This is a genomic window from Enterobacter sp. PGRG2, from assembly GCF_030291195.1.
Taxonomy (GTDB): Bacteria; Pseudomonadota; Gammaproteobacteria; order Enterobacterales; family Enterobacteriaceae; genus Enterobacter_D.
The window spans coordinates 3447861-3468766 of record NZ_CP127837.1; the positions used below are offsets into that span (position 1 = coordinate 3447861).

At 56.0% G+C, this 20906-nt stretch carries 21 protein-coding genes and 1 other annotated feature; of the genes, 11 read left to right on the plus strand and 10 right to left on the minus strand.

The window, feature by feature from the left end; all coding sequences use genetic code 11:
- Positions 1-32: 32 nt before the first annotated feature.
- Both QRD42_RS15445 and rnm read right to left on the minus strand, forming a co-directional pair.
- Positions 33-653, minus strand: a complete 621-nt coding sequence (locus QRD42_RS15445) for an L-threonylcarbamoyladenylate synthase (RefSeq protein ID WP_072568626.1) — start codon at positions 651-653, stop codon at positions 33-35.
- Entirely contained in the window at positions 650-1531 is an 882-nt protein-coding gene (gene rnm / locus QRD42_RS15450) for an RNase RNM (RefSeq protein WP_321987559.1), read from the minus strand. Before rnm ends, QRD42_RS15445 begins: the two co-directional genes overlap by 4 nt.
- Before the next feature lie 159 nt (positions 1532-1690).
- Positions 1691-1786, plus strand: a sequence feature (Trp leader region).
- A gap of 22 nt (positions 1787-1808) precedes the next feature.
- On the opposite strand from rnm, the gene QRD42_RS15455 reads away from it, so the two are divergent.
- The 5 genes from QRD42_RS15455 to trpA are packed head-to-tail and all read left to right on the plus strand — an operon-like array spanning position 1809 to position 8344.
- Entirely contained in the window at positions 1809-3371 is a 1563-nt protein-coding gene (locus QRD42_RS15455; protein WP_321987560.1) for an anthranilate synthase component 1, read from the plus strand.
- The gene (trpD, locus tag QRD42_RS15460; protein WP_072568629.1) at positions 3371-4966 is read left to right on the plus strand and encodes a bifunctional anthranilate synthase glutamate amidotransferase component TrpG/anthranilate phosphoribosyltransferase TrpD; all 1596 of its coding nucleotides are present in this window, start codon (positions 3371-3373) and stop codon (positions 4964-4966) included. The genes QRD42_RS15455 and trpD overlap by 1 nt, the downstream gene beginning before the upstream one ends.
- 3 nt (positions 4967-4969) lie before the next feature.
- Positions 4970-6331, plus strand: a complete 1362-nt coding sequence (gene trpCF, locus QRD42_RS15465; protein ID WP_321988776.1) for a bifunctional indole-3-glycerol-phosphate synthase TrpC/phosphoribosylanthranilate isomerase TrpF — start codon at positions 4970-4972, stop codon at positions 6329-6331.
- Between the two features lie 10 nt (positions 6332-6341).
- On the plus strand, positions 6342-7535 hold the full coding sequence (trpB, locus tag QRD42_RS15470; protein WP_321987561.1) for a tryptophan synthase subunit beta: 1194 nt from the start codon (positions 6342-6344) through the stop codon (positions 7533-7535).
- Positions 7535-8344, plus strand: coding sequence for a tryptophan synthase subunit alpha (gene trpA / locus QRD42_RS15475; protein WP_072568631.1), 810 nt, complete (start codon positions 7535-7537; stop codon positions 8342-8344). Before trpB ends, trpA begins: the two co-directional genes overlap by 1 nt.
- Positions 8345-8386: 42 nt before the next feature.
- On the opposite strand, the gene ompW is transcribed toward trpA, so the two are convergent.
- Entirely contained in the window at positions 8387-9022 is a 636-nt protein-coding gene (gene ompW / locus QRD42_RS15480) for an outer membrane protein OmpW (RefSeq protein ID WP_072568632.1), read from the minus strand.
- Between the two features lie 309 nt (positions 9023-9331).
- Here ompW and QRD42_RS15485 point away from each other — a divergent pair, with 309 nt between their 5' ends.
- From QRD42_RS15485 to yciA, 3 genes are read left to right on the plus strand one after another with little or no spacing between them, the layout of a single operon-like run.
- Complete coding sequence (locus QRD42_RS15485; protein ID WP_072568633.1) at positions 9332-10075, plus strand: YciC family protein; 744 nt, start codon at positions 9332-9334, stop codon at positions 10073-10075.
- A gap of 51 nt (positions 10076-10126) precedes the next feature.
- Positions 10127-10666 carry a septation protein A gene (locus QRD42_RS15490; RefSeq protein ID WP_218337121.1) on the plus strand — a complete coding sequence of 180 codons (540 nt, stop codon included), beginning with the start codon at positions 10127-10129 and terminating at the stop codon, positions 10664-10666.
- 23 nt (positions 10667-10689) lie between these two features.
- Complete coding sequence (yciA, locus tag QRD42_RS15495; RefSeq protein WP_072568635.1) at positions 10690-11091, plus strand: acyl-CoA thioester hydrolase YciA; 402 nt, start codon at positions 10690-10692, stop codon at positions 11089-11091.
- 57 nt (positions 11092-11148) lie between these two features.
- On the opposite strand, the gene tonB is transcribed toward yciA, so the two are convergent.
- Complete coding sequence (gene tonB, locus QRD42_RS15500; RefSeq protein ID WP_321988777.1) at positions 11149-11874, minus strand: TonB system transport protein TonB; 726 nt, start codon at positions 11872-11874, stop codon at positions 11149-11151.
- A 222-nt stretch (positions 11875-12096) separates the two neighbouring features.
- Here tonB and QRD42_RS15505 point away from each other — a divergent pair, with 222 nt between their 5' ends.
- Positions 12097-12393 carry a YciI family protein gene (locus QRD42_RS15505; protein WP_321987562.1) on the plus strand — a complete coding sequence of 99 codons (297 nt, stop codon included), beginning with the start codon at positions 12097-12099 and terminating at the stop codon, positions 12391-12393.
- A gap of 40 nt (positions 12394-12433) precedes the next feature.
- Here QRD42_RS15505 and QRD42_RS15510 read toward each other — a convergent pair whose 3' ends face one another.
- Positions 12434-12607, minus strand: coding sequence for a YciY family protein (locus tag QRD42_RS15510; RefSeq protein ID WP_088218644.1), 174 nt, complete (start codon positions 12605-12607; stop codon positions 12434-12436).
- Between the two features lie 138 nt (positions 12608-12745).
- Between QRD42_RS15510 and cls the strand changes: the two genes are divergently transcribed.
- Together cls and QRD42_RS15520 are read left to right on the plus strand one after the other, a co-directional pair.
- On the plus strand, positions 12746-14206 hold the full coding sequence (cls, locus tag QRD42_RS15515; protein ID WP_072568638.1) for a cardiolipin synthase: 1461 nt from the start codon (positions 12746-12748) through the stop codon (positions 14204-14206).
- 34 nt (positions 14207-14240) lie between these two features.
- Positions 14241-14570 (plus strand): HI1450 family dsDNA-mimic protein, encoded by a 330-nt coding sequence (locus QRD42_RS15520; RefSeq protein WP_072568639.1) that lies wholly within the window; start codon positions 14241-14243, stop codon positions 14568-14570.
- Positions 14571-14706: 136 nt separating this feature from the next.
- On the opposite strand, the gene oppF is transcribed toward QRD42_RS15520, so the two are convergent.
- From oppF to oppA, 5 genes are all read right to left on the minus strand, one after another.
- Entirely contained in the window at positions 14707-15711 is a 1005-nt protein-coding gene (gene oppF / locus QRD42_RS15525; protein WP_072568640.1) for a murein tripeptide/oligopeptide ABC transporter ATP-binding protein OppF, read from the minus strand.
- Complete coding sequence (locus QRD42_RS15530; protein WP_072568641.1) at positions 15708-16721, minus strand: ABC transporter ATP-binding protein; 1014 nt, start codon at positions 16719-16721, stop codon at positions 15708-15710. Before QRD42_RS15530 ends, oppF begins: the two co-directional genes overlap by 4 nt.
- Positions 16722-16732: 11 nt before the next feature.
- Positions 16733-17641 carry an oligopeptide ABC transporter permease OppC gene (gene oppC, locus QRD42_RS15535; protein WP_072568642.1) on the minus strand — a complete coding sequence of 303 codons (909 nt, stop codon included), beginning with the start codon at positions 17639-17641 and terminating at the stop codon, positions 16733-16735.
- Between the two features lie 14 nt (positions 17642-17655).
- Positions 17656-18576, minus strand: a complete 921-nt coding sequence (gene oppB, locus QRD42_RS15540; protein ID WP_072568643.1) for an oligopeptide ABC transporter permease OppB — start codon at positions 18574-18576, stop codon at positions 17656-17658.
- A gap of 106 nt (positions 18577-18682) precedes the next feature.
- The gene (gene oppA / locus QRD42_RS15545) at positions 18683-20317 is read right to left on the minus strand and encodes an oligopeptide ABC transporter substrate-binding protein OppA (protein WP_321987563.1); all 1635 of its coding nucleotides are present in this window, start codon (positions 20315-20317) and stop codon (positions 18683-18685) included.
- Positions 20318-20906: the final 589 nt, after the last annotated feature.

Sequence of the window (20906 nt, forward strand, 5' to 3'; positions counted from 1 at the left end):
GCCGGACCACCCGTTGTGGCCCGGCGCATCACTTATAAGAAAGGTTTAACGTCACCGACGCCTTCGCGCAGGATCACCGGCGAATCGTCGGTTAAATCGATAACGGTTGTTGGCTGCTGGCCGAGATAACCGCCGTGGATCACTAGATCGACATGTTTTTCCAGGCGATCTTTGATCTCTTCCGGATCGGATTCGGTAAAATCGCTGCCCGGCAGCATCAGCGAGGTGGAAAGCATTGGCTCATTGAGCGTTTCCAGCAGCGCCAGGGCGATGGGGTTGGATGGCACGCGCAGGCCGATGGTTTTACGTTTTTCCTGCAACAGGCGGCGCGGCACTTCTTTCGTGCCCTTCAGAATGAAAGTGTAGTTGCCGGGCGTGTTGTTTTTGATCAGACGGAACGCCACGTTATCCACATAAGCGTAGGTGGACAGCTCCGACAGATCGCGGCACATCAGGGTAAAGTTGTGGCCGTCCGGCAGCTGGCGGATGCGGCAAATGCGCTCCATGGCGCCCTTGTCTTCCAGTTTGCACCCCAGCGCATAGCCGGAATCGGTTGGATAAACAATCACCCCGCCTTTGCGCACAATTTCCACGGCCTGATTAATCAGCCGCGCCTGCGGGTTGTCCGGGTGAATATAGAAAAACTGACTCATACTGCCCTCTCATTGGTGTTCTGTGGCTGCTCCCACGATGTCCACACCCCTTCCACGCCTGCGGGTAACCAGAGCTTACGACCCAGTTCGATCCACGGGCAGGGCTGATGGAAATCCGAGCCCTGCGAAGCCAGTAAACCAAACTGTTGCGCATAAGCTGCAAGCTGGGTGCGCTCGTTAGGCGCCTGCTGACATTGCGATACTTCCATGGCGTCGCCGCCCTGTTCGGCGAAGTGCGCCAGCAGTCTTTTCAGCCATTTAGCGCTCAAATCATACCGCCCCGGATGGGCGATAACCGCTTTGCCGCCAGAATGATGAATGACATCAATAGCTTGTTTTATTGTACACCACTGTGGCGGAACGTAGCCGGTTTTCCCCCGCGCGAGGTATTTTTTAAATACATCCGCCACGTTATTGGCTTTGCCGCTGGCGACCAGAAAACGCGCGAAGTGCCCACGGGTCACGGCACCGCCCTGCGCCAGGGCCTGCGCGCCTTCCAGCGCGCCGGGAATATGCGCTTTTTCAAGCCGTTCGGCGATAAGCTGCGCCCGCTGCTGGCGTCGCGCCTTTTGTTCGTCCAGCAGTTCACACATCGCCGGATGAGTGCTATCAATATTGAGGCCGACGATATGGATCTCATGGTTTTCCCAGAGGGTTGAGATTTCTACGCCGGGGATGAGCGTTAATGCCAGGCCCGCGCGTTCAATTTCGGCCTGCGCGGCGGCTATGCCGTCGGTGGTGTCATGATCGGTGATCGCCAGCGTACCGACGCGCATCTCAACCGCGCGGTGCACCAGTTTTTCGGGTGAAAGCAAACCGTCTGAAGCGAGAGTGTGGGAATGAAGATCGTAAATCACTGCGTAATTCGTGTCGCTCAAAGCGGCTCCCATGGGGATATAAAGAAGGTGACCGCGCCATCATAACGGTTGCCGATGATTTTTGCGAAATCAGGGGTTGACTTTATTTCGCCGAACCAGTTAACTAGTACGCAAGTTCACACGACGAGGTATCTGAAAATGACTGCATTCTCAACACGTAACCGCTGGTGGCGCACTCCTGATTACGGGCAGTGAGGTCACGTCTGCGTCACGCAAACAGATACCCCGGCCCGCCTCGTGAGCGGGCTTTTTTATGAACAAAATAACGAGAACGATTATGCAAACGCAAAAACCAGCACTCGAACTTCTTACTGATGATGCAGTCTACCGCGAAAATCCGACGGCGCTGTTTCACCAGATCTGCGGCGCGCGTCCGGCAACGCTGCTGCTCGAATCCGCCGACATTGACAGCAAAAATGATTTAAAAAGCCTGCTGCTGGTGGATGCCGCGTTGCGCATTACCGCGCTGGGTGACACTGTCACCATCACTGCCTTTACCTCCAACGGCGCGTCCCTGCTGCCGCTGCTGGACGCGGCGCTGCCCTCCGGCGTGGAAAACACAAAAGCGGACAACAGCCGCGTACTGCGCTTCCCGCCGGTGAGCGCGCTGCTGGATGAAGACGCCCGCCTGTGTTCGCTGTCGGTATTTGACGCCTTCCGCCTGCTGCAAACGCTGGTCACACTGCCTGCCGATGAGCGTGAAGCGATGTTCTTTGGCGGTCTGTTCGCCTATGACTTGGTGGCAGGTTTTGAAGAATTACCGGCTCTGGCGCAGGACAATAACTGCCCGGATTACTGTTTTTACCTGGCGGAAACGCTGCTGGTGATCGATCACCAGAAACAGCATACCCGTATTCAGGCGAGCCTCTTTACGCCCCAGGCCGCTGAGCGCGATCGCCTGACGCAACGGATGGCTACGCTACGCCAGCAGCTGCACGATTTGCCGGTGGCGCTGCCGGTGGAATCCATCGCCTCCATGCGCTGTGACTGTAATCAAAGCGACGAGGAGTACGGCGCGGTGGTGCGCGAAATGCAGAAAGCGATCCGCGCCGGAGAGATTTTCCAGGTGGTGCCGTCCCGCCGCTTCTCCCTGCCCTGCCCGTCGCCGCTGGCGGCCTATGATGTGCTGAAGAAAAGCAATCCCAGCCCGTACATGTTCTTTATGCAGGATGCCGATTTCACCCTGTTCGGCGCCTCGCCCGAGAGCTCGCTGAAATATGACGCAAACACCCGCCAGATTGAAATCTACCCCATTGCCGGGACGCGTCCGCGCGGGCGTCGCGCTGATGGCTCGCTGGATCGCGATCTGGACAGCCGTATTGAGCTGGAAATGCGTACCGACCATAAAGAGCTGTCGGAACACCTGATGCTGGTGGATTTAGCGCGTAACGATCTGGCCCGCATCTGTACGCCCGGCAGCCGTTATGTGGCGGATCTGACCAAAGTCGATCGCTATTCCTTTGTGATGCACCTGGTTTCCCGCGTGGTGGGGGAACTGCGCCACGATCTGGATGCGCTGCACGCTTATCGCGCCTGTATGAATATGGGCACCCTGAGCGGCGCGCCAAAAGTTCGCGCCATGCAGCTGATCGCCGGTGCCGAAGGTACCCGTCGCGGCAGCTACGGCGGCGCGGTGGGTTATTTTACCGCCCACGGCGATCTCGACACCTGCATCGTCATTCGTTCCGCCTACGTGGAAAACGGCATCGCCACCGTTCAGGCGGGCGCAGGCGTGGTGCTGGATTCTGTGCCGCAGTCCGAAGCCGATGAAACCCGTAATAAAGCCCGCGCCGTCCTGCGCGCCATTGCCACTGCACACCACGCACAGGAGACGTTCTGATGGCTGATATTCTGCTGCTCGATAATATCGACTCGTTTACTTACAACCTCGCCGATCAGCTGCGTGCCAGCGGGCACAATGTGGTGATTTACCGTAATCATGTCCCGGCGCAGACACTGATTGACCGTCTGACCACCATGGACAACCCGGTGCTGATGCTCTCGCCAGGGCCGGGCGCGCCGTCGGAAGCAGGCTGCATGCCGGAGCTGTTAACCCGTCTGCGCGGCAAACTGCCGATCATCGGCATCTGTCTGGGTCATCAGGCGATTGTCGAAGCCTACGGCGGTTACGTTGGCCAGGCCGGTGAGATCCTGCACGGCAAAGCGTCGAGCATTGAACATGACAGCCAGGCGATGTTTGCCGGGCTGAGCAATCCGCTGCCGGTAGCCCGTTACCATTCGCTGGTGGGCAGTAATATTCCGGCGGGTCTGACCATCAACGCCCATTTCAACGGCATGGTGATGGCAGTGCGCCACGATGCGGATCGCGTCTGCGGCTTCCAGTTCCACCCGGAATCGATCCTCACCACCCAGGGCGCGCGTCTGCTGGAGCAGACTCTGGCATGGGCGATGCAAAAACTGGAGCAGACCAATACCCTGCAACCGATCCTCGAAAAACTTTACCAGGCGCAGACCCTGAGCCAGCAGGAGAGCCACCAGCTGTTTTCTGCGGTGGTGCGCGGCGAGCTGAAGCCAGAGCAACTGGCGGCGGCGCTGGTCAGCATGAAGATCCGCGGCGAACACCCGAATGAGATCGCCGGGGCCGCCACCGCCCTGCTGGAAAACGCCGCGCCCTTCCCGCGCCCGGATTATGCCTTTGCAGATATTGTCGGCACCGGCGGCGACGGCAGCAACAGCATCAATATTTCCACCGCCAGCGCTTTTGTGGCGGCGGCCTGCGGGCTGAAAGTCGCCAAGCACGGCAACCGCAGCGTTTCCAGTAAATCCGGTTCTTCCGATCTGCTGGCGGCCTTCGGCATTAATCTGGATATGCAGGCGGAAAAATCCCGCACCGCGCTGGACGAGCTGGGCGTCTGTTTCCTGTTCGCGCCGAAATATCACACCGGTTTTCGTCACGCCATGCCGGTGCGTCAGCAGCTGAAAACCCGCACGCTGTTTAACGTGCTGGGGCCGCTGATCAATCCGGCGCATCCGCCGCTGGCGCTGATCGGCGTCTACAGCCCGGAGCTGGTGCTGCCGATTGCCGAAACGCTGCGCGTACTGGGCTATCAGCGTGCGGCCGTGGTACACAGCGGCGGCATGGATGAAGTGTCGCTGCATGCGCCGACGGTGGTGGCCGAACTGCATGAAGGGGAAATCAAAAGCTATCAGCTGACCGCCGCCGATTTTGGCCTGACGCCTTACCATCAGGAGCAACTGGCAGGCGGCACGCCGGAAGAAAACCGTGACATTCTGACGCGCTTATTACAAGGTAAAGGCGAGGCTGCGCATGAAGCTGCCGTGGCCGCTAACGTCGCCATGCTGATGCGTCTGCACGGCGAAGAAGATTTACAGGCCAATGCGCAAAAAGTTCTGGATGTGCTGCACAGCGGCGCGGCGTATGACAAAGTCACCGCACTTGCGGCAAGAGGGTAAATGATGGAAACCGTTTTAGCGAAAATCGTCGCAGATAAGGCGATTTGGGTTGAGGCCCGCAAAGCGCAACAGCCGCTGGCCAGTTTTCAGAATCAGGTCGTGCCGAGTTCGCGTCGCTTCTATTCTGCCTTACAGGGCGCGCGCACGGCCTTTATTCTGGAGTGCAAAAAAGCATCGCCGTCTAAAGGCGTGATCCGTGAAGATTTTGATCCGGCGAAAATCGCTGAGATCTACAAACACCATGCGTCGGCTATTTCGGTGCTGACGGATGAAAAATATTTCCACGGCAGCTTCGATTTTCTGCCGGTGGTCAGCGCCATCGCGCCACAGCCGATCCTTTGTAAGGATTTCATTATCGATCCTTACCAGATTTACCTGGCGCGTTTCTACCAGGCGGATGCCTGCCTGCTGATGCTGTCCGTGCTGGATGACGAGCAGTACCGCCAGCTTGCCGCCGTCGCCCATAGCCTGGAGATGGGCGTGCTGACGGAAGTCAGTAATGAAGAAGAGCTGGAGCGCGCCATTGCCCTTGAGGCGAAAGTGGTTGGCATTAATAACCGTGACCTGCGCGATCTCTCCATCGATCTGAACCGCACCCGCCAGCTGGCGCCGCGTCTGGGCGCAGGCGTTACGGTGATCAGCGAATCTGGCATTAATACCTATGCCCAAGTGCGTGAGCTGAGCCATTTCGCCAACGGATTCCTGATTGGCTCGGCGCTGATGGAGTATCCCGATCTGAATGCCGCCGTGCTGCGCGTGCTGCTCGGCGAAAACAAAGTCTGTGGTTTGACCCGGTCGGAAGACGCGCAGGCCGCTTATCAGGCGGGCGCGGTGTACGGTGGGCTGATTTTTGTCGACACCTCGCCGCGCGCAGTCAGCGATGAACAGGCGCAGGTGGTGATCAATGCCGCGCCTGGCCTGCGCTACGTCGGCGTGTTCCGCAACGCGCCGGTGGACGATGTGGTTGCACGCGCGCAACGGCTGGGGCTTGCCGCCGTGCAATTACATGGCACGGAAGACCAGCAGTATGTGAATGCATTACGCGCCGCGCTGCCGGCTGATGTGCAGATCTGGAAAGCGCTCAGCGTCGCCCGCAGCCTGCCCGCGCGGGATTATCAGCACGTGGATAAATATCTGTTCGATAACGGTCAGGGCGGCAGCGGGGAGCGATTTGACTGGTCGCTGCTGGCGGGACAACGCCTCGACAACGTGCTGCTCGCAGGCGGACTTGGTGCCGATAACTGCGTGGAAGCCGCCAGGGCCGGTTGTGCCGGTCTCGATTTTAATTCAGGCGTAGAGCGTGAACCGGGTATTAAAGATGCCGACAAACTGGCCTCGGTTTTCCGCACGCTCAGAGCATATTAAGGAAGCAAGCATGACAACATTACTGAATCCCTATTTCGGCGAGTTTGGCGGTATGTACGTGCCGCAGATCCTGATGCCCGCCCTGCGTCAGCTTGAAGAAGCTTTTGTAAACGCGCAAAAAGATCCTGAATTCCAGGCGCAGTTCACTGACCTGCTGAAAAACTACGCCGGGCGTCCGACGGCGCTGACGAAATGCCAGAACCTTACGGCGGGCACCAAAACCACGCTGTACCTCAAGCGCGAGGATTTGCTGCACGGCGGCGCGCACAAAACTAACCAGGTGCTGGGTCAGGCGCTGCTGGCGAAGAAAATGGGTAAAACGGAAATCATCGCCGAAACCGGTGCGGGTCAGCATGGTGTGGCGTCAGCGCTGGCCTCGGCGCTGCTCGGTCTGAAATGCCGCATTTATATGGGCGCAAAAGACGTGGAGCGCCAGTCGCCGAACGTCTTCCGTATGCGTCTGATGGGCGCGGAAGTGATCCCAGTCTACAGCGGCTCGGCTACGCTGAAAGATGCCTGTAACGAGGCGCTGCGCGACTGGTCCGGCAGCTACGATACCGCGCACTATATGCTGGGTACCGCCGCCGGTCCGCACCCCTTCCCGACTATTGTGCGTGAATTCCAGCGCATGATCGGCGAAGAGACCAAAGCACAGATCATTGAAAAAGAGGGGCGTCTGCCGGATGCGGTGATCGCCTGCGTCGGCGGTGGTTCTAACGCTATCGGCATGTTTGCGGACTTTATCGAAGAGACCAGCGTCGGGCTGATTGGCGTTGAGCCTGCCGGGCACGGCATTGAATCCGGCGAGCACGGCGCGCCGCTCAAGCATGGCCGCGTGGGGATTTACTTCGGTATGAAGTCGCCGATGATGCAGACGGAAGATGGTCAGATTGAAGAGTCCTACTCCATTTCTGCCGGTCTGGATTTCCCGTCCGTCGGCCCGCAGCACGCGCATCTTAATAGCATCGGGCGTGCAGATTATGTGTCCATCACCGATGACGAAGCGCTGGACGCGTTCAAGCTGCTGTGCCGCAGTGAAGGCATTATTCCGGCGCTGGAATCCTCCCACGCGCTGGCCCATGCGCTGAAAATGATGCGCGAAAACCCGGAAAAAGAGCAGTTGCTGGTGGTTAACCTGTCCGGCCGCGGCGATAAAGACATCTATACGGTTCACGATATTCTGAAAGCGCGAGGGGAAATGTAATGGAACGCTATGAAAACCTGTTTAAACGCCTGAAGGATCGCAAGGAAGGCGCGTTTGTCCCCTTCGTGACGCTGGGGGATCCCACCCCTGAGCAGTCGCTGAAAATCATCGACACGCTGATTGAAGCGGGTGCCGATGCGCTGGAGCTGGGCATTCCCTTCTCCGATCCGCTGGCGGATGGCCCGACCATTCAGAACGCCACCCTGCGCGCCTTTGCCGCGGGCGTTACCCCGGCGCAGTGCTTTGAAATCCTGACCACCGTGCGCCAGAAATATCCGGATATGCCCATTGGCCTGCTGATGTACGCCAACCTGGTATTCAGCCGTGGCATTGATGAGTTTTACGCCCAGTGTGAAAAGGCCGGTGTCGATTCCGTACTGGTGGCGGATGTGCCGGTGGAGGAGTCAGCCCCGTTCCGTCAGGCGGCGCTGCGTCACAATGTCGCGCCGATTTTCATCTGCCCGCCGAACGCCGATGACGATCTGTTGCGCCAGATCGCCTCTTATGGCCGCGGCTATACCTATTTACTGTCCCGTGCCGGGGTAACCGGATCCGAGAACGGCACCGCGCTGCCGCTGAATCACCTGGTGGATAAACTGCGGGAATATAATGCCGCACCGGCATTGCAGGGATTTGGTATTTCGGCACCGGCTCAGGTGACTGCCGCGCTGGGCGCGGGCGCTGCCGGGGCGATCTCCGGCTCTGCCATTGTCAAAATTATCGAGAAGCATCTTGATAACTCCACCGCGATGCTGGCGGAGCTGAAAGCTTTTGTACAGGGCCTGAAAGCCGCGACCCTGCCGCAATAACCTCATCTGCCGCCTGAATGATAATCGGGCGGCATATTCCTGTCAGAATCGATAACCCGCGCCAAACATAAATACCCAGGGATCGAGACGGGTATGCACGCTCTGCTGCTCGCCACCGGCTTTAAAACGTACATCGGTATCAATATCCATATACCAGACTGACATGTTCAGCAGCCAGTCACGGTTGATGAGATAATCCAGCCCCACCTGCCCCGCCAGCCCCCAGGAATCTTTCAGGCTCAAATCCGACAGCCCGGCTTCTTTGCCGGTATCATTGAATTTTTCATCAAAGAACGTGGTGTAGTTGACGCCCGCGCCGATATAGGGACGCGCTTTGCTGGTGGCATCGCCGAAATACCACTGCGCCATCAATGACGGCGGTAAGTGATGAACGGTTGCCAGGTCGCCGGTCGGCCCGGTGCCCACTTTGTGACGGAACGGCGTGGCAGCCAGCAATTCAACGCCAACATTGTCCGTCGCCATATAAGTGAAGGTCAGACCCAGCTGGGTGTTGTTATCGACGTTAAACCCGCCGAGGCTGCCCAGCACGTTATCAGAGCCTTCCGTCGGGCGCACGGTGGCGGAACCGGCACGGACAAAGAATTCGCCTGCTTCATGGGCATACACGTTTTGGGAAAGACCTGCCAGTACCAGCGCTGCCACAGCTAACTTTTTCATCTCCACTCCTTTGATGTGGTTTTATTTGCGCGGTGAATATACCTACATCGAAGTAGAAAGTGATCTGCCACAGATCACATTTAAACCAATAATTTAACCTTTGTTGATCTGGATTAATTTTACCGCCCATTCCGATAAAACCGTGTTTACTGGTCTGCATCAATTTTTACTTTTTGTGCGTAACGGGCAGCCATTACTCTCGCTTTACAAAGATATGCTTTTCCATACCACCCTTGATGCTGCCACTTGCGGGTCAACCAGGGTACAATCGGCAGCTGAATAAACACCTGCTTAACTCAAGGAGAGGGCATGTCTATCACGGCGAAGTCCGTTTACCGTGACACGGGAAATTTTTTTCGTAATCAGTTCGTTACTATTCTGCTGATCGCGTTGTTATGTGCATTTATCACGGTGATGCTTGGTCATGTTTTTTCGCCCAGTGAGGAACAACTGTCGATTTTAAGCGAAGGCGATAATCTGTCCGGCAGCGTTGGTCTGATGGAGCTGGTGCAGAATATGACGCCGGAGCAACAGCAGGTTTTGCTGCGCGCGTCGGCGGCGTCCACCTTCTCCGGGCTGATTGGTAACGCCATCCTGGCTGGTGGCGTGCTGCTGATGATCCAATTGATCTCCGCCGGGCAGCGCGTCAGCGCCCTGCGGGCGATTGGCGCCAGCGCGCCTGTGCTGCCGAAGCTGTTTGCGCTGATTTTCATCACCACCCTGCTGGTGCAGGTGGGCATTATGATGATCGTCGTGCCCGGCGTGCTGCTGGCCATCGTGCTGTCATTTGCGCCCGTCATGCTGGTACAGGAAAAAATGGGTATCTTTGCCGCGCTGCGCGCCAGTATGCGCATGGCCTGGGCGAATATGCGACTGGTGGCACCCGCCATTATCGGCTGGCTGCTGGCAAAAACAGTGCTGCTGATGTTTGCCTCCAGCTTTGCCGCCCTGACGCCGAACGTGGGCGCGGTGGTGGCTAATACGGTGAGCAATTTAATCTCTGCCGTACTGCTGATTTATCTTTTCCGCCTTTATATGCTGATCCGTCCTTAACATTCACCCGTCGGCCTTCACGTCGACGGGTATTACTATCGGAATTAAAGAATGAAGCAGTTTCTTGATTTTCTGCCGCTGATTGTCTTTTTCGCCTTCTATAAGCTGTATGACATTTATGCCGGGACGGCTGCGCTGATCGTCGCCACCGCAGTGGTGCTGATATACAGCTGGGTGCGTTATCGCAAAGTGGAAAAAATGGCGCTGATCACCTTTGTGCTGGTGGCGGTGTTTGGCGGTTTAACGCTGTTCTTCCATAACGATGAATTTATCAAATGGAAGGTAACGGTGATTTACGCCCTGTTCGCCGGTGCGCTGTTATTCAGCCAGTGGGTGATGAAAAAGCCGCTGATCCAGCGCATGCTGGGCAAAGAGCTCACCCTGCCGCAGCACGTCTGGTCGAAACTGAATATCGCCTGGGCGGTGTTCTTTATTCTCTGCGGGCTGGCGAACATCTATATCGCCTTCTGGCTGCCGCAAAATATCTGGGTTAATTTTAAAGTGTTTGGCCTGTCGGCCTTAACGCTGATTTTCACGCTGCTGAGCGGGATTTATATTTACCGTCATATGCCGACGGAAGATAAATCCTGACGCCGTTTCAGACTGAGATAATAATGACGACAACAAATGAGGCTCCGCAGGGAGAACTGGTATTACGCACGCTGGCGATGCCCGCAGATACTAATGCCAATGGCGATATTTTTGGCGGCTGGCTGATGTCGCAGATGGACATGGGCGGCGCAATTATGGCGAAAGAGATCGCCCATGGCCGCGTGGTGACGGTGCGCGTCGACGGCATGACCTTTCTGCGCCCGGTGGCCGTGGGTGATGTGGTGTGCTGCTATGCCCGCTGCATTAAGCGCGGCAATACCTCTGTGACCATCAATGTGGAAGTATGGGTGAAGAAAGTCTCATCCGAACCCATTGGCCAGCGCTATAAGGCCACCGAAGCGCTCTTTATCTATGTGGCCGTGGACAGCGAAGGTAAACCCCGCGCCCTGCCGCCACAGCCCTGAATCGAAGACAATAAAAAAGCCTCTGTACAGAGGCTTTTTTTTTGGCCCGGCGGCCCGTCAGTCCATCGAGGCCCCGCCGTTCAGTCGGAAGACGATGTTAACGGTGATGCCGTTACCCGGTTTGCCCGGCTCATAACGCCATTTACGCATCGCGGTTTTCACTTCCCGCTCGAACATATTGCGCGGCGTGGCGTCCAGGATCTGGACATTCTCTACGCGCCCGTCGGAGGTCACGTCAAATTTAACCCGCACACGGCCTTCAATACGCAGCGCCTGCGCGCGCGCAGGATACTGCGGCTCACCACGACTTATCGCGCGCGGACCGGCCGGAGTGTTATTCACCGGTCGGCTTTGCGCCGGCGCCGGGTTGGTCACGGTACGCGGGGCTAAGCTCTGCGCTGGCGCGCTCGGACGCGGTTCCACCGGGCGTACATCACGCTTCGGCTGCTCAACGCGTTTTTCCGGTTTTGGCTTCGGCTTAGGTTTTGGCTTCGGCTTAGGTTTGGGTTTTTCGATCACCACCGGCGCTTCTTTTGGCGGCTCCGGAACGGGTTCCGGCTCAGGCTCTGGTTCTGGTTCAACCACCGGTTCCGGCGGCGGTGCCACCTGTGGCGGCTCCAGCTCAGCGGGGGTGACCATGGTGACGGAGATAGGCTGCGAGGGCGCAGGCAGTTCAATAACCTGTTTTACGGAACTATAAAGCACCACGGCCACCACGGCGGCGTGTACACCAACAGACAGTAGCGTCGGCCAGGCAATGCGGCGAGGCGTATCAAAGGTCATTGAAGTCATAATCGTATCAGTTAAAAAACCAGGCCCTGATTTTAAATGCAAATAGCAATCATATTCAATAAGCCATCTCATCTATCGCGCATTTAGTCCGTCCATTTCCTGTAAATAGCGCATGTAAATCAAGGTTATTAACACCCCGGCTAACTTTGCGTTGCAGTCCTGAATACTTTCACTTAACGTAACCCGCGACTTTACCCATTAAGGAGTTTGCCCGTGCTTTATGTGATTTACGCTGAAGATAATGCTGATTCGCTCGAAAAACGCATGTCAGTGCGTCCGGCACACCTTGCCCGTTTGCAGTTGCTGCGTGATGAGGGTCGTCTGCTGACCGCGGGGCCGATGCCTGCGGTGGACAGTAACGATCCGGGCCCGGCGGGCTTTACCGGCTCTACCGTCATTGCGGAATTCCCATCGCTGGAAGAGGCGACAGCCTGGGCTGATGCCGATCCGTATGTGGCGGCAGGCGTCTATCAGAAGGTGTCAGTGAAACCGTTCCGCAAAGTATTTTAAGGCGCGAAACAGTGGGCACCGGCTGGCGGTGCCCTGGGGATCAGAATTCCTGAAACGCAAACAGCAGCGAATTACGGTGATGGTTGAGTAAACATTTTCTGATCGAGTGGATGCGCATATTTCGACGTGACTGCCCTTCCAGCCAGCGCGCCTTACGGCGGCTCGCCTGGCGAACCATACGCCAGCGCCCTACTTCCGGTCTACTACGCTTCATGATGACAACTCTTTAATAACGAAGCCCGCATTATAGACCCTTGCACGGGCCATACCAGCGCTTTTGTCGGTGGTTTTTATTTGCCAGTTGAATGCTTACGCGTAAACTCAGGGGATTACGCATTCAAAAGGATTTTTTATGACAACCTTCTACACGCTGGTGAGTTGGCTGGTCATTTTGGGATACTGGCTCCTGATTGCAGGTGTAACGTTACGCATCCTGATGAAACGCCGCGTCGTCACCTCCGCCATGGCCTGGCTTCTGGTCATCTATATCCTGCCGCTGGTGGGCATTATTGCGTATCTTTCCTTTGGCGAGCTGCATCTGGGCAAACGACGCGCCGAACGCGCCCGGGCGATGTGGCCCTCCACCGCCAAATGGTTAAACGATCTCAAAGCCTGCAAGCATATCTTCGCCGAAGAAAACAGCGACGTTGCCGCGTCGCTGTTTAAGCTGTGCGAACGGCGTCAGGGCATCGCCGGGGTGAAAGGCAACCAGCTACAGCTGCTTACCTCTTCTGATGATGTGATGCAGGCGCTGATCCGCGATATTCAGCTGGCGCGCCATAATATCGAGATGGTGTTCTATATCTGGCAGCCCGGCGGCATGGCGGATCAGGTTGCTGAATCGCTGATGGCCGCCGCCCGTCGCGGTGTGCATTGCCGCCTGATGCTGGATTCAGCGGGCAGCGTGAATTATTTCCGCAGCCCGTGGGTTAATATGATGCGCAACGCGGGCATCGAGGTCGTTGAGTCGCTAAAAGTGAATCTGATGCGTGTCTTTTTGCGCCGCATGGATTTACGTCAGCACCGTAAAATGGTGATGATCGACAACTATATCGCCTACACCGGCAGCATGAACATGGTTGACCCGCGCTTCTTTAAACAGGATGCGGGCGTCGGCCAGTGGGTGGATTTAATGGCGCGCATGGAAGGCCCGGTGTCCACCGCAATGGGCATTGTCTATTCCTGCGACTGGGAAATCGAAACCGGTAAACGCATCCTCCCGCCGCCGCCGGACGCCAATATTATGCCTTTTGAGCAGGCCAGCGGGCATACCATTCACACTATCGCTTCCGGGCCCGGCTTTCCGGAGGATTTGATCCATCAGGCGCTGCTGACCGCAGTCTATTCAGCGCGTGAATATTTAATTATGACCACGCCCTATTTCGTGCCGAGCGACGATCTGCTGCATGCCATCTGTACGGCGGCGCATCGTGGCGTTGACGTGAGCATTATCCTGCCGCGTAAAAACGACTCGGTACTGGTGGGCTGGGCGAGTCGCGCGTTCTTTTCGGAACTGCTCGCCGCCGGGGTGAAAATCTATCAGTTTGAAGGCGGCCTGCTGCATACCAAGAGCGTGCTGGTGGATGGCGAACTGAGCCTGGTGGGTACGGTCAATCTGGATATGCGCAGTTTGTGGCTCAACTTTGAGATCACGCTGGTGATCGACGACGCCGGATTCGGCGCCGATCTGGCGGCGGTACAGGACGATTATATTTCGCGTTCACGGATGCTGGATGCCAGACTGTGGGTTAAACGCCCGCTGTGGCAACGGATCACTGAGCGACTGTTTTACTTCTTCAGCCCGTTGCTGTAAAACGTGCCCAACAGTGGTTAACCAGGTAGTCATCATGGAAATGGATCTGAACAATCGTCTGACTGAAGACGAAACACTTGAGCAGGCTTACGACATTTTTCTCGAACTGGCGGTCGATAACCTCGATCCGGCAGATGTGATCCTTTTTAATTTACAATTTGAAGAGCGCGGCGGTGCCGAACTGTTCGATCCGGCAGAAGACTGGCAGGAACATGTCGATTATGATCTGAACCCGGATTTCTTCTCGGAAGTGGTGATTGGTCTGGCGGATACCGACGGCGGCGAGCTGAACGATATTTTCGCCCGCGTGCTGCTGTGCCGGGAAAAAGATCACAAGCTTTGCCATATTCTGTGGCGCGAATAATCTGCGTATCAATGTACAAAGGGCTGACGAGTGTCAGCCCTTTTTTATTGCTTCTGTGCCGGGTGGCGCTGCGCTTACCCGGCCAGCACGGAACCTGTAGGCCCGGCAAGCCTGCGCCGCCGGGCAAGGTTTTAAGTTACAGGGGATCAACCTTCAGGCAGGATACCGCGTGCTGGAAACTGCCCTCCAGCACCGGACGGGTTTTCGCGCATTCCGGGCCGGCAATCGGACAGCGGGTGCGGAAAACGCAGCCCGACGGCGGATTGATCGGCGACGGCAGCTCCCCTTCCAGCAACTGGATCTGCTTGTTTCGCTCCAGATCCGGATCCGGTACCGGCACCGCTGACATCAGCGCTTTGGTATAGGGGTGCAGCGGATTGTGGTACACCTGATCGTAAGTGCCCAGCTCCACCGCGTGTCCGAGATACATCACCAGCACACGATCGGAGATGTGCTTCACCACCGCCAGGTCATGGGCGATGAAGATCAGCGACAGCCCCATTTCACGCTGTAATTTTTGCAGCAGGTTCACTACCTGCGCCTGGATTGACACGTCCAGCGCCGACACCGGCTCATCGCAAATAATCAGCTTCGGCTCAAGGATCAGCGCGCGGGCGATGCCGATACGCTGACACTGACCGCCGGAAAATTCGTGCGGGTAGCGGTTGATAAGGTTCGGCAACAGGCCGACCTTCAGCATCATCGCTTTCACGCGCTCGCGCACTTCCTGGCGGGAAATTTTCGGCTGATAGGTGCGCAGCGGCTCGGCGATGATTTCGCCGATGGTCATACGCGGGTTCAGCGAGGCCAGCGGATCCTGGAAAATCATCTGGATATCGCTGCGCACATCGCGCCACTCTTCCGGCTTCATCCCCAGCAGATCTTTCCCCAGCCACGCGACTTTACCGTCGGTGGCTTTCACCAGGCCAATAATGGCGCGGGCAAAAGTCGATTTACCGCAGCCGGATTCACCCACCACGCCGAGGGTTTCGCCTTCATACAGACGCAGCGTGACGCCATCAACAGCTTTCAGGGTTTTGGACGGCTGCCAGAACCACTGTTTACCGTCTTTGATGTCGAAGTGCACTTTCAGATCGGCAATTTCCAGCAGGACTTTTCTTTCTTCGGTCAGCGCATTCATACCAGTTCCTCCACCGGCTTAAAGCAGGCACGCAGGCGGCCCGGGGCGAATTCTTCCAGCGGCGGCGCGGTGTGACAAATTTCCATCGCATGCGGGCATCGCGGCTGGAACGGGCAGCCCTTCGGCAGACGCAGCAGGTTCGGCGGGTTGCCCGGAATGGTCAGCAGCGCTTCGCCTTCCGCGTTCAGGCGCGGCACGGCGTTGAGCAGGCCAATGGAATACGGGTGCGCCGGCTGATAGAACACATTACGCGCCGAGCCGTACTCCATGGTACGTCCGGCATACATCACCAGCACTTTATCGCAGATACCGGCGACCACGCCGAGGTCGTGGGTGATCATGATAATTGCGGTGTTAAATTCGCGTTTAAGCTCGTTGAGCAGAGTCATGATTTGCGCCTGAACGGTCACGTCCAGCGCGGTGGTCGGTTCGTCGGCAATCAGCAGCTTAGGACGGCACAGCAGCGCCATGGCGATCATCACACGCTGGCGCATACCGCCGGAAAACTCATGGGGATACATGCGCATACGCTTACGCGCTTCCGGCATTTTTACCGCATCCAGCATACGCACTGACTCTTCAAAAGCCGCGGCTTTGCCGAGGTTTTTGTGCAGCATCAGCACTTCCATTAACTGCTCGCCGACCCGCATATACGGGTTCAGCGAGGTCATCGGATCCTGGAAAATCATCGAAATTTGTTCGGCACGCAGCTTATTAAGCGCCTGCTCAGGCAGGTTGAGGATCTCGCGGCCGTTAAATTTTGCCGATCCGCCGATCACACCGTTGGAGGCCAGCAGGCCCATCAGCGCAAAGGCGGTCTGGGATTTACCCGAGCCAGACTCGCCCACGATCCCCAGGGTTTCACCAGCCTTCAGGCTGAAGTTCAGGTCATTTACCGCCGTCACGTCGCCGTCCGGAGTTTTAAACGTCACCCGCAGATCTTTCACATCCAGCAGGATGTCGGAAGTTTGCTGCGCCTGAGACGTCGATACGATTTCAGTCATGCTCATTACAGCGCTCCTTAACGATCTTTCGGGTCGAGGGCATCACGCAGGCCATCGCCGATAAAGTTGAAACAAAACAGGGTCACGACAAGGAATACCGCCGGGAACAGCAGCAGCCAGGGTGAAACTTCCATCGAGTTCGCGCCATCACTCAGCAACGCGCCCCAGCTGCTCAGCGGCTCTTGCGTGCCGAGGCCAAGGAAGCTCAGGAAAGATTCAAACAGTATCATGCTGGGTACCAGCAGCGAGGCGTAAACCACTACCACGCCCAGCACGTTTGGCACAATATGACGTACGACGATATTAAAGGTGGAGACTCCGCCAACCTGCGCGGCTTCGATGAACTCTTTACGTTTCAGGCTCAGCGTCTGACCGCGCACGATACGCGCCATATCCAGCCAGGACACCATGCCGATAGCAACAAAGATCAGCAGGATGTTTTGCCCGAAGAAGGTCACCAGCAGAATAACGAAGAACATGAACGGGAAGGAGTTGAGGATCTCCAGCAGGCGCATCATCACGGAATCCACTTTGCCGCCGAGATAGCCGGAAAGCGAGCCGTATAATGTGCCAAGCACCACCGCCACCAGCGCGGCGGCAATCCCTACCATCAGCGAAATACGTCCGCCGATAGCCACACGGACTAACAGATCGCGGCCGGAGGAGTCAGTACCAAAGTAGTGACCCGATTCCATGTCCGGCGCGCTGGACATCATGCCCCAGTCGGTATCGAAATAGCTGAACTGCGACAGCGCAGGGGCCAGCGCCACAAACAGCGCAATCAACACCAGCACGATCAGGCTGGTCACCGCAGCGCGGTTATGCATAAAGCGACGGCGTGCATCCTGCCACAGGCTGCGCCCTTCGACTTCGAGTTTTTCACTGAAGTTTTCCAGCGCCTCGCTGTTTTTCTTACTTAACATCATGGCGTACTCCAGCGTTAGTAACGGATTTTCGGATCGATAACGGCGTAGAGCACGTCAACAATCGCGTTAAACAGAATGGTTAAGGTTCCGACAAGGATCGTCAGGCTCAGCACCAGCGAATAGTCGCGGTTGAGCGCGCCGTTAACAAACAGCTGGCCGATGCCCGGCAGACCGTAAATGGTTTCGATGACCATAGAGCCGGTGATGATGCCGACGAACGCTGGCCCCATGTAAGAGAGCACAGGCAGTAATGCCGGTTTCAGGGCGTGGCGCAGGATAATGCGGCGCATCGGCAAGCCTTTCGCCCGCGCGGTACGGATGAAGTTGGAGTGCAGCACTTCAATCATCGATCCGCGGGTGATACGCGCAATACTGGCGATGTAGGCCAGCGATAACGCCACCATCGGCAGGATCATGAATTTCGGCGCGCCGCCGTTCCAGCCACCGGCTGGTAACCATTTCAGCGTGATCGCGAATATTAATACCAGCAACGGGGCTACCACGAAGCTCGGAATAACCACCCCGGTCATGGCAAAGCCCATTACCGTATAATCCCATTTGGTATTTTGTTTGAGTGCCGCGATTACCCCAGCCGCGACGCCAAAAATGACGGCGAGGAGGAAGGCTGCTGCGCCTAATTTCGCGGAGACAGGGAAGCTCGACGCCACCAGATCGTTAACGGAGTAGTCTTTATATTTGAAAGACGGTCCGAAATCCCCCTGCGCCAGCTGTTTCAGATAGCTGAAATACTGCGTCATGATGGGATCGTTTAAATGGTATTTCGCTTCGATATTCGCCATCACTTCCGGCGGCAGCGCGCGCTCGCTGGTAAAGGGACTACCCGGCGCAAGACGCATCATAAAGAAGGAGATAGTGATAAGAATTAAGAGTGTCGGAATTGCTTCCAGACAACGACGTAAAATAAATTTCAACATTGCCCGTACCTTCTGGCCTGTGCCTTTGCGTGCGATGAATTAAGACACGATGGGGCAAAACGTAACCGTCAAAAAATACGGTGACGCCCTGCCCCACGAATTGCCATTAATGTTTGATAACGTAGAGATCTTTAGCGTAAACGTTATCCATAGGGTCTTTACCGGAATATCCGCCAACCCATGGTTTCACCAGTCGGGCGTTTACGTAGTAATACACCGGAACGATGGCAGAGTCTTTGCCAAGCTGCTGCTCTGCTTTGTCATACAGCGCGCTGCGCTGTGCTTCATCGGCCGCTTTCACGGATTCAGCCATGATGCTGTCGAATGCCGGGCTCTTATAGTGCGCGGTGTTCATTGAGCTGCCGGACAGCATGGTATTCAGGAAGGAAGTCGGTTCGTTATAGTCCGCACACCAGCCCGCACGCGCCACGTCATAGTTACCCTGATGACGGGTATCGAGGAAGGTTTTCCACTCCTGGTTTACCAGCTTGACGTTAACGCCAAGGTTTTTCTGCCAGATGGACGAGGCGGCGATAGCCAGCTTCTTGTGCAGATCGGAGGTGTTATACAGCAGGTTGAAGGACAGCGGCTTATCTTTGGTATAGCCCGCTTCCGCCAGCAGTTTTTTCGCTTCTTCGTTACGTTTTTCCTGGGTCCAGGTGAACCACTCCGGCTTGGTCAGTTTCGCACCATCCGCATACGGCGGCGTATAACCGAAGGCTGGCAGATCGCCCTGCGCTTTCACTTTATTGGTGATGATATCGCGATCCAGGCCCAGTTTCAGCGCGGTACGTACGCGAGCATCGTTGAAAGGCGCTTTCTGGTTGTTGATTTCGTAGTAGTAGGTGCACAGATACGGATCAACGTGAACTTCCTGCGGGATCTCTTTTTTCAGCTTCTGGAAGAGTTCAATCGGCAGGTTGTTGTAAGTCATGTCAATCTCGCCGCTGCGGTAGCGGTTCACGTCGGTGACTTCAGACGAGATTGGCAGGAAAGTGATCTGGTCGAGAACGGTTTTCGCGTTATTCCAGTAGTTGGTGTTACGCACCATCACGATACGTTCGTTAACCACCCAGTCCTGCAATTTAAATGCGCCGTTGGAGACGATATTTGCAGGCTGCGTCCATTTTTCACCGAATTTCTCGATCGCGGTTTTGTTCACCGGCGACATAGCCGGGTTAACCAGCAGTTTGTAGAAATAAGGCACTGGCTCGCTCAGCGTAACTTCCAGCGTTTTGTCATCAATGGCTTTGACGCCCAGCTCGCTCGGCTTCATTTTGCCGTCGATGATCGCATCAACGTTAAGTATATGACCGTACTGCGGGTAGCTTGCGTATGGCGAGGCGGTGTTTGGATCCACCAGACGCTGCCAGCTGTAAACGAAATCCTGTGCCGTGACAGGCTCGCCGTTGGACCATTTCGCGTCTTTACGCAGATGGAAGGTCCACACTTTAAAATCTTTGTTTTCCCACTTTTCAGCCACGCCCGGGATTGGGTGGCCGTCAACCGGAGAGGTGATCAGCAGGCCTTCAAACAGGTCGCGGCTGACGTTTGACTCAGGAACGCCTTCGATTTTATTCGGATCAAGGGATTGTGGTTCTGCGCCGTTATTACGCACTAAAACTTGTTTCTCTGCCAGCTGAACGCCCGCTGGCACATCCGCCGCGATGGCAACATTGCCGGCGATGAGTGCAGTCAGGATCCCTGCCGCGATTAGGCTTTTCTTTGTGATGATGGACATTGTGTTGTGACTCCGATCATTATAATTACTGGTGCGAACACCAGCCTGTTTCATACCCGTTATGGGTTCCTGTGCAGTGCAGGAGTTTTTGCTACCGCCAGGCGTTTTTTGCTTTTTGCTATCACCGACTTTCATTATTACCGGCAGCTCGTATGGCAGCCTTCTGTCGATTTTCGCGCATTTCCCCTGTTCTGAAATGCGTCTGTTCTGTCCGGACGAGGGTTATATGAAAATGATTCTCATCTTTATTATTCGTCCACAAAATATAAGGCCGGAAAGTACCAAAAGCGCTGATCCCTCGCCAATACATTTTGCAAATTTGTTAAGCAATTCTCTTTTATGGCAGATGGCGGGCGGTCAAAGACGGGAGTTGATGTTGCGTGTACATCAATAAACTTTTTAAGTTCAGTCGCTTACCGCATTGCTACTTCGTCCTTGCTGCTTTGTCGTGACATTGATTGTTTTTTACACAAAAAAGTAACAATTGGCGACTAATTAGCACATTCATCTGCCTGGATGATAAAATTACTAATATCATTTCAATTATCTGACAGCAAGCCCAAGAGTATCATGTGAGGAAAATAACACG